At 74.7% G+C, this 6317-nt stretch carries 7 protein-coding genes and 1 rRNA gene; 2 read left to right on the top strand and 6 right to left on the bottom strand.

Annotation, left to right across the window (positions count from 1 at the left end; genetic code table 11):
• From ACWD5O_RS36755 to ACWD5O_RS36745, 3 genes are all read right to left on the bottom strand, one after another.
• On the bottom strand, nucleotides 1-692 hold a 692-nt coding region (locus tag ACWD5O_RS36755), incomplete at its 3' end, for a TlyA family RNA methyltransferase (protein ID WP_450088132.1).
• 38 nt (nucleotides 693-730) lie between these two features.
• A complete protein-coding gene (locus ACWD5O_RS36750; protein WP_450088131.1) occupies nucleotides 731-1027 on the bottom strand; it encodes a hypothetical protein in 297 nt (98 codons plus the stop codon).
• 28 nt (nucleotides 1028-1055) lie between these two features.
• Nucleotides 1056-1670: a phasin family protein gene (locus ACWD5O_RS36745; RefSeq protein ID WP_387328718.1), complete on the bottom strand. Its 615-nt coding sequence runs from the start codon at nucleotides 1668-1670 to the stop codon at nucleotides 1056-1058.
• 111 nt (nucleotides 1671-1781) lie between these two features.
• On the opposite strand from ACWD5O_RS36745, the gene ACWD5O_RS36740 reads away from it, so the two are divergent.
• Nucleotides 1782-2120: an SCP2 sterol-binding domain-containing protein gene (locus tag ACWD5O_RS36740; RefSeq protein WP_354968506.1), complete on the top strand. Its 339-nt coding sequence runs from the start codon at nucleotides 1782-1784 to the stop codon at nucleotides 2118-2120.
• A 31-nt stretch (nucleotides 2121-2151) separates the two neighbouring features.
• On the opposite strand, the gene ACWD5O_RS36735 is transcribed toward ACWD5O_RS36740, so the two are convergent.
• Nucleotides 2152-3177 (bottom strand): HAD-IIA family hydrolase, encoded by a 1026-nt coding sequence (locus tag ACWD5O_RS36735; RefSeq protein ID WP_354968507.1) that lies wholly within the window; start codon nucleotides 3175-3177, stop codon nucleotides 2152-2154.
• Complete coding sequence (locus ACWD5O_RS36730) at nucleotides 3174-4190, bottom strand: hypothetical protein (protein WP_450088133.1); 1017 nt, start codon at nucleotides 4188-4190, stop codon at nucleotides 3174-3176. Before ACWD5O_RS36730 ends, ACWD5O_RS36735 begins: the two co-directional genes overlap by 4 nt.
• Between ACWD5O_RS36730 and ACWD5O_RS36725 the strand changes: the two genes are divergently transcribed.
• Complete coding sequence (locus tag ACWD5O_RS36725; protein ID WP_450088130.1) at nucleotides 4179-6134, top strand: hypothetical protein; 1956 nt, start codon at nucleotides 4179-4181, stop codon at nucleotides 6132-6134. The two genes, ACWD5O_RS36730 and ACWD5O_RS36725, sit on opposite strands and share 12 nt — an antisense overlap.
• A gap of 90 nt (nucleotides 6135-6224) precedes the next feature.
• On the opposite strand, the gene rrf is transcribed toward ACWD5O_RS36725, so the two are convergent.
• Nucleotides 6225-6317: ribosomal RNA gene (rrf, locus tag ACWD5O_RS36720) — 5S ribosomal RNA — on the bottom strand; the annotation flags it as partial.

Here is a 6317-nt window from a genome sequence, read left to right as displayed (position 1 = left end):
GCCGCCACGTCGGCCAGCCCGAGGCCGAGCTGTGCCGCCGCGGCGGCCACGTCGAGCACCGCCTCGGCGCGCAGCGCCGGCTCGCGGACCACACCACCGGCGCCGACCCGGTCCTTGCCCACCTCGAACTGCGGCTTGACCATCAACGCCAGGTCGCCGTCCTCCCGGGTGCAGCCGGCCAGCGCCGGCAACACCAGCCGGAGCGAGATGAACGACAGGTCCGCCACCGTGAGGTCGACCGGCCCGCCGATCACCTCAGGGTCGAGCGTACGGACGTTGGTGCGCTCCAGGACCCGGACCCGCTCGTCGGTGCGCAGCGACCAGGCGAGCTGCCCGTAGCCGACGTCCACGGCCACCACCTCGGCGGCACCGGCGCGCAGCAGTACGTCGGTGAAGCCGCCGGTCGACGCGCCGGCGTCCAGGCAGCGCCGGCCGGCGACGGTCAGCCCGGCGGGACCGAACACGGCCAACGCGCCGGCGAGCTTGTGCCCGCCCCGGGAGACGTACTCCTCGGCCGGGTCGGCGCCGGTGACCAGCAGCGGGTCGGCGGGGTCGACCATCGCGGCGGCCTTGCGCGCGGGCACCCCGCGCAGCTGGACGCGGCCGGCCTCCACCAGCGCGGCGGCCTGCTCGCGGGAGCGGGCCAGACCGCGGCGGACGAGTTCGGCGTCCAGCCGGTTACGACGTGCCATGGGTGGCTCTCCGGTCTGCTCAGGCCTGGTCGTCCCGCTCAGGTCTGGTCGATGGTGGCGAGGGTTTCCCGCAGCGTCTCGTAGGCCGCCTCGTACTGCGCGATCTGGTCCGCCGGGGCGAGCGTCGCCGCGTTGGCCATGGCCTGCACGGCGGCGTCGACGGCAGGGTGCCGCGCCTCGTCGTCCCCCAGCTCCGGCGGCGGGCCCGGGCGGACGCTCGCTGGCGGGCCCGGTCGGGCGGCGAACGACCCGCTGGCGGGCGGACCGGGCCGGATGCCCGGCGGCGGGCCTGGACGCGCGCCGGGCGGCGGGCCCGGGCGCACGCCACCGGTCACCGAGGGCTCCGGTCGGTCGGCGCGACGCTCACCGGGTGTCGTCCGGCCGCTGCTCGCCGACCGCCTTCTTGGTCGGCATGTCCGCCGGAGTCGGGGCCTCGTCGGTGGTCCGGCTGATCGTCGCCGGTGGCTTCCTCGCGATGGCCTTCTTGGCCACGGCCTTCTTCGCGATGGCCTTCTTGGCGACGGCCTTCTTCGCCACGGCCTTCTTGGCCACCGGCGCGGAGACCGGAGCGCCCGCCTCGCCGTCCGACGGCACCAGACCGGCGTCGGGCTGTGCGGCGCGGGTCGGGTCAGGCTGTGCGGTGGAACCGGCCGGCGGCGCGCCGGACGGCTCGGCGGTCCGCGCCTCGCGCAACTGCCGTTCCAGGTCGCGCACCCGTCGGGTCAGCTCGGCCACCTCATCCGCGGTTGCCAGGCCGACCGCGCCGAGGGCCCGATCGACCTCGAAACGGACCAGCTTGGTCAGCGCCTCCCGGTTGGCGGCGCCGGTGGTGACCAGTTCCTCACCGAGTGCCTGGAGTTGGGCGGCCGTCGCGCCGCCGGAGCCGACGAGGCGACGCGCCACGTCCTGAGCCTTCTTCCGGGGCGCCTCCGCCAGGCCCATGGCCAGTTCGAGGTAGGCGCGCCACGCGTCCTGCATGCCTGAATCCTTCCGCGGGGCGGGGTGTGCAGGTGCCACGCTACCGGGCACCCCGGACTGTCCTGTGCGGTACGGTGCCGAGGACGGCGTGGCGATCAAAAAGGGGGAGATGTGGCCAGCGTGGACGAGTGCCGGCAGGCATTGCAGGAGCTGGCCGCCCGGCTGGATCGCAACGCCCAGACGGTGCGTGAACGGATCGACCTGGACCGGACGCTGGCCTGCCGGATCACCGACCTGGAGACCGCTTTCCACGGCCGGATCAGCGGCGGGCGGCTGGTCGAGCTGACCGACGGCGACGACCCCAAGGCCAAGATCGCGCTGAGCACGTCCAGCGACGACCTGCTCGCCCTGGTCCGCGGCGACCTGGACGTCACCGGGGCAGTGGCCTCCCGCCGCGTGTCGATCAAGGCCAACCCGTTCGACCTGATGAAGCTGCGCAAGCTGCTCTGACGAACGCCGGCGCGTTCGGCCGGCGACCGGGTCATCCTCCCGCGGGCAGACCGAGGCTCTCCAACGCGTGGGCCGCATCCGGTCCCACCGAGCGGATCTGCGGCAACACCGGGGCCGACCACGCCGCCGCGCAGAGCGCGGCCAACGCGTCCAACGGCCGACCCGAACCGGCCAGCTCCAGCGCACCGTCGCGGTCCGTCACCGACCAGCCGCCAGCGTCCGCCGGACCCGGGACCCGCACCACGGCGGCCGGGTCGAAGAGCCCCGCCAGGTCCTGCGCGACGTACGTGGGACGGCGCTTTGGCTCGGCGGCCAACAGGTCGGGTACGCGGCTGACACCGGTGAGCACGAGCAGGCTGTCCAGCCCGGCCCGCCGGGCGCCCTCGATGTCGGTGTCCAACCGGTCGCCGACGACCAGCGCCCGGCCGCCGTCGCTACGCCGGGCAGCGGTCTCGAACAACGCCGACTCCGGCTTGCCGACCACCACGTCAGGGTCCCGCTCCAACGCGGTACGCAGCACGGCGACCAGCGAGCCGTTGCCGGGCAGCGGGCCCCGGCCACTGGGCAACGTCCGGTCGGTGTTGGTGGCGATCCAGATCGCGCCGGCCCGCACCGCGAGCGACGCCTCGGCCAGCTCGGCCCAGCCGACCTGCGGACCGTAGCCCTGCACCACGGCTGCCGGTTTCTCATCCGCCTGGGAGACCGGGGTCAGCCCGACAGCGCGCAGCTCGGCGCGCAGCGCCTCCGCGCCGACCACGAGTACCGGCGCACCGGCGGGCAGCCGGTCGCGCAGCAGCTCCGCCGAGGCCGCAGCGGAGGTGAGCACCTCCTCCGGCCGGGCTGGCACGCCCATCCCGGTCAGCAGGTCGGCGACCTCGCTGGACCGGCGGGAGGCGTTGTTGGTGGCGTAGGCCACCGCCCGCCCCTCAGCGTGCAGCCGGGCCACCGCCTCGGCGGCACCGGGGATCGGCCGGTCGATCAGGTAGATCACCCCGTCCAGGTCGAAGACGACCAGGGTGTACCCGTCGATCAGCCGCTCCCCGGCATCCGCGCTCACCGCTGCGTCGACCCCGACTCGTCACCCCGGTCCGGAGCGCTCCCGTCGGTGTTCACCGCGTCGCCGTCGCCAGCCGCATCGGCCGCGGTGGTGTCCGCCTCGACCTCACCCGGGTGACGGTCCTCGTCCTCGCCGTCAAGGTCCTCGTCGACACCGGAGCGACCGGCAGTGCCGTCCTCCTCGTCGTCGTCGAAGTCCTCGTCGTCGAGGTCGTCCTCGTCGTCCTCGTCGTCCTCGTCGTCCTCGTCGTCGAGGTCGTCGTCCTCGTCGAGGTCGTCTTCGTCGTTCTCGTCGTCGTCCTCGTCGTCGTCCTCGTCCTCGTCGTCGTCGTCTTCGTCGTCACCGGCGGTGAGCTCGGTGTCCGGTCGAGCCGGCACCGCGCCGGGAGTACCCGGACCAGCGGCGATCTCCTCGGCCATCTCGTCCTCGTCGTCGCCCTCGATGAGCACGCCGTCGAGTTCCAGCAGCCGCTCCGCGGCGTCGGTCTCGCCCTCGGTGTCCACGTCAGCGGCGCGGGAGAACCACTCGCGGGCCTCCTCGCGCCGACCCACCGCGAGCAGCGCGTCGGCGTACGCGTAACGCAGCCGCGCCGTCCACGGCACGGTGGCCTCGCTCGTGAGGTCCGGGACCTGGAGCATCGCCACGGCGGCGTCCTTCTGCCCGAGGTCGCCCCGGGCGCCGGCGGCGACGATCAGCAGCTCGATCGCCACGGCCTGGTCCAGCTTGTCCCGGTCGGCGCCGCGGAACAGGTCGATGGCCCGCTCCGGCCGACCCAGGGCACGCTCACAGTCCGCGAGCACGGCCAGGTGGCTCTGCAGTCCGCTCATCCGGTGGTACGTGCGCAGCTCGGCGATCGCCGTCTGCCACTCCCCCGCGTGGTACGCGGCCAGGCCGACCGCCTCACGGACGGCGGAGATGCGCGACGCGAGCCGCCGTGCGGCCAGCGCGTGCGCCAGCGCCTCGGCCGGATCCTCGTCGATCAACTGGCCGGTGGCGACCAGGTGCCGCGCCACCGACTCGGCGACCGGCTTGTTCAGCGAGAGCAGCTCGGCGCGAACGTCCTTGTCAAGATCGGTCGCGAGGATGTCGTCCGGCAACGCCGGAGCCTGGCTGCGCCCGCCCTCGGACGAACCGGAGCCCGCACCACGGTCATCGCGGCGGAACTCACCCTCGCGACGCGGCCGCTCGTCGGCCCGGAAGCCGCCCTCGCGGTCGCCACCACGGTAGCCACCCTCACGGCGGTCACCACCGCGGAAGCCGCCCTCACGGTCGCCACCACGGAAGCCGCCGCCCTCACGCGGGGCGCTCTGCCGGGAACCATCGCGGTCGCCACCACGGAAGCCGCCGCCTTCACGGCGGTCACCACCGCGGAAGCCACCCTCGCGGGGAGCGCCGCCCTCACGGCGGTCACCACCGCGGAAGCCACCCTCGCGGGGAGCGCCGCCCTCGCGACGGTCACCACCGCGGAAGCCACCCTCACGGCGCTCGCCGCCCCGGAAGCCGCCCTCACGGTCGCCGCCCCGGAAGCCGCCCTCACGGGGCGCGCCACCCTCACGGCGATCGCCGCCACGGAAACCACCCTCGCGCGGGGCGCCGCCCTCGCGACGGTCACCACCCCGGAAACCACCCTCACGGCGCTCGCCGCCCCGGAAGCCGCCCTCGCGGGGCGCGCCACCTTCGCGACGGTCACCGCCGCGGAAGCCGCCGCCCTCACGGCGCTCGCCGCCCCGGAAACCGCCCTCGCGGGGCGCGCCGCCCTCGCGACGGTCACCGCCCCGGAAACCGCCCTCACGACGGTCACCACCGCGGAAACCACCATCGCGGTCACCACCCCGGAAGCCACCCTCGCGGGGCGCGCCGCCCTCGCGACGGTCACCACCGCGGAAACCACCGTCGCGGTCACCACCGCGGAAGCCGCCCTCGCGGTCACCACCGCGGAAGCCACCCTCGCGGCGCTCGCCGCCACGGAACCCGCCGTCGCGATCACCGCCCCGGAAGCCGCCGCCCTCACGCGGGGCACCAGGCCGGGAACCATCGCGGTCGCCACCACGGAAGCCGCCGCCCTCACGGCGCTCGCCGCCACGGAACCCACCCTCGCGGTCACCGCCACGGAAACCACCCTCGCGGGACGGGCCGGAGCGGCTGCGATCGCCGCCCTGGTAGCCGCCCTCACGACGATCGCCACCACGGAAGCCGCCGCCCTCGCGGTCACCGCCGCGGTAGCCACCCTCACGGGGCGCACCCGAACGCGAACCGTCCCGGTCACCACCACGGAAACCACCCTCGCGACGGTCACCACCCCGGAAGCCGCCCTCGCGGGAGCCACCCGAGCGCGAACCGTCGCGGTCGCCACCGCGGAAACCACCCTCACGAGGCGCACCCGAACGCGAACCGTCCCGGTCACCACCACGGAAGCCACCCTCGCGGGAGCCACCCGAGCGCGAACCGTCGCGGTCGCCACCACGGAAGCCACCCTCGCGGGAGCCACCCGAGCGCGAACCGTCGCGGTCGCCACCACGGAAGCCACCCTCGCGCGGAGCGCTGGACCGCGAACCATCGCGGTCGCCGCCGCGGTAGCCACCCTCACGAGGCGCACCCGAACGCGAACCGTCGCGGTCACCACCGCGGAAACCACCCTCGCGGGAGCCACCCGAGCGCGAACCGTCGCGGTCGCCACCACGGAAGCCACCCTCGCGCGGAGCGCTGGACCGCGAACCATCGCGGTCGCCGCCGCGGTAGCCACCCTCACGAGGCGTACCCGAGCGCGAACCGTCCCGGTCACCACCACGGGAACCGGCGTCGCGGCCGCCGGCGTATCCGCCTCGGGCTCCGCCAGCGCTGTCACGGTCTCCCCGGTACGGGGGACGGTCGTCGCGACGCGGGCCGCGGTCGCGGCCGCCCTGGCCGTCAGTACGGTCTTCGTAACGACGGGGACGGTCTCCGCCCTGCGGTCCTGAACTCACAGGTACATCCTTCCTCATTGCGCCACCAATGGCGCTACGCAGTCGAGGGCCGACCCGGATGGGGCGGCCCTCGACTGGAAGATTGTCCGGCGGCGTCCTACTCTCCCACACCCTCACGAGTGCAGTACCATCGGCGCTGGAGGGCTTAGCTTCCGGGTTCGGAATGTGACCGGGCGT

The organism is Micromonospora sp. NPDC005161, from assembly GCF_053599855.1.
This window is presented reverse-complemented; position numbering and strand designations above follow the sequence as displayed.